Origin of the sequence: Methylobacterium sp. E-046 (genome assembly GCF_022829625.1) — a bacterium.
GTDB classification, from domain to species: Bacteria; Pseudomonadota; Alphaproteobacteria; order Rhizobiales; family Beijerinckiaceae; genus Methylobacterium; species Methylobacterium longum.
In genome coordinates this window covers 1-2,309 of record NZ_JAKSYP010000240.1, presented here as the reverse complement: position 1 = coordinate 2,309, position 2,309 = coordinate 1, and the positions used below count along the sequence as shown (strand labels likewise).

Sequence of the window (2,309 nt, the reverse complement as noted above, 5' to 3'; positions counted from 1 at the left end):
ACTTCGTGCAGCAGAAGCCGATCAAGCAGATCTGCCGGGAGCTGAGGGTTTCGCGCAAGGTTGTGCGCAAGGTCATCCGCTCCGAGGCGACGGCGTTCCAATACACCCGCGCCATCCAACCTGCCCCGAAGCTTGGATCGTGGCGGGACGAGTTCGATCGGATGCTCCTGGCGAACGCCAGCAAGGCACGGCGCGAGCGACTGACGCTGATGCGCGTCTACGAGGCCTTGCGTGGACTCGGCTACGAGGGCGGCTACGACGCGGTGCGCCGCTATGCCAAGGGCTGGAAGCGCGAGCGCACCGCCGTCACGGCCCAGGCATTCGTGCCGCTCTCCTTCGCGCCGGGCGAGGCCTACCAGTTCGACTGGAGCCACGAGACGGTGCTGATCGGCGGCACGACCACGGAGATCAAGGTCGCCCACGTCCGGCTGTGCCACTCGCGCATGCCGTTCGTGCGGGCCTACCCCCGCGAGAGCCAGGAGATGGTGTTCGACGCCCACGACCGGGCGTTCGCCTTCTTCCGCGGCACCTGCCAGCGCGGGATCTACGACAACATGAAGACCGCCGTGGACGCGATCTTCGTCGGGCGCGAGCGCGCCTACAATCGCCGCTTCCTGCAGATGTGCTCGCACTACCTCGTCGAGCCGGTGGCCTGCACACCGGCCTCGGGCTGGGAGAAGGGGCAGGTCGAGAACCAGGTCGGGCTGGTGCGCGAGCGCCTGTTCACGCCGCGCATCCGGGTGCGGAGCTACGACGAGCTGAACGCCCTGCTGCTCGATGGGGTGATCGCCTACGCCAAGGCCCACCCGCATCCCGAGCAGCCCGACCGGACCGTGTGGCAGGCCTTCGAGGCCGAGCGGGCAGCCTTGGTCCCCTATGCCGGTCGCTTCGACGGCTTCCACGCCGTGCCGGCGGCCGTGTCCTCGACCTGCTTGGTTCGCTTCGACAACAACCGGTACTCGGTCATGGCCTCCGCCCTCGGGCGGCCGGTCGAAGTGCGCGCCTATGCTGAGCGCGTGGAGATCCGTCAGGACGGACGCGTCGTCGGCGAGCATGCCCGCGGCTTCGGTCGCAACCAGACGGTGTTCGATCCCTGGCACTACGTCCCCGTGCTCGCCCGCAAGCCTGGTGCGCTCAGGAACGGCGCGCCGTTCAAGGACTGGGTTCTGCCTGCCGCCCTCGACCGGATCCGACGCAAGCTCGCCGGCTCTGCCGACGGCGACCGGCAGATGGTCGAGATCCTCACCGCCGTGCTGCGCGACGGGCTGAGCGCGGTCGAGGCGGCCTGCGCCGAGGCGCTGCGTGAGGGCGTGCACTCGGCCGATGTCGTGCTCAACATCCTCGCCCGTCAGCGCGAGCCCACCGCCCCGGTCACCATCCTGACGCCTGAGAGCCTGCGGCTGCGCCATGAGCCGGTCGCCGATTGTGCCCGCTACGACAGCCTGAGGAGAGCCCCATGATGGAACGTCAGGACATCCTCGCCACCATGGGCGAGCTGAAGCTGTTCGGGATGAAAGCGGCCTACGACGAGATCATCAAGGTTGCGCTCAAGCGCACCCACGAGCCGCAGCAGGTCGTCGGCGACCTGCTCCAGGCCGAGATCAGCGAGAAGCAGGCGCGCTCGATCCGCTACCAGATGACGATCGCCAAGCTGCCCCTGGCCAAGGACATCGCCGAGTTCGCCTTCACCGACACGCCGGTCAACGAGGGGCTGGTGCGCGACCTCGCTGGCGGCGAGTTCCTGGCCCATCAGCGCAACGTCGTGCTGGTCGGCGGCACCGGCACCGGCAAGACCCACCTCGCCATCGCCATCGTGCGAGCGTGTATCCGGGACGGGAAGCGAGGCCGGTTCTACAACGTGGTCGACCTCGTCAACCGGCTCGAAGCCGAGGCGCGTGCCGGCCGGCAGGGCCGCATCGCCGACCATCTCATGCGGCTCGACTTCGTGGTGCTGGACGAACTCGGCTACCTGCCGTTTGCGCAGTCAGGCGGCCAGTTGCTGTTCCATCTGATCAGCAAGCTCTACGAGACCACCTCGATCGTGGTGACCACCAATCTTGCCTTCGGCGAGTGGCCGAGCGTGTTCGCCAGCGACGCCAAGATGACCACGGCGCTGCTCGACCGGCTCACCCATCACTGTGAGATCGTCGAGACCGGCAATGAGAGCTGGCGCTTCAAGAACCGCGTCTGAGGCCAGCGCCTACGCCGCGAAAGCTGGACGTCGGATCAGCTCAGCCGCACCGCACCTAGCTTGCGAAGGGGTCCCAATTGCATGCCGATCCGGGGTCCCGTTCCAACGCCTTTTGACA

1 protein-coding gene and 1 pseudogene are annotated in these 2,309 nt (G+C 67.6%); both read left to right on the top strand.

Features of this window, described 5'->3' with window-relative positions; translation table 11 throughout:
* Positions 1 to 5: 5 nt before the first annotated feature.
* Positions 6 to 1,454 (top strand): annotated as a pseudogene (gene istA / locus MKK82_RS25775) (IS21 family transposase); the annotation flags it as partial.
* Positions 1,455 to 1,456: 2 nt separating this feature from the next.
* Positions 1,457 to 2,191: an IS21-like element helper ATPase IstB gene (istB, locus tag MKK82_RS25770; RefSeq protein ID WP_279603290.1), complete on the top strand. Its 735-nt coding sequence runs from the start codon at positions 1,457 to 1,459 to the stop codon at positions 2,189 to 2,191.
* The last annotated feature ends 118 nt before the right edge of the window (positions 2,192 to 2,309 follow it).

What these genes read in the sequence shown, in the direction of transcription:
- istB (WP_279603290.1), top strand. Translation starts at nt 1,457, where the DNA reads ATGATGGAACGTCAGGACATCCTCGCCACCATGGGCGAGCTGAAGCTG.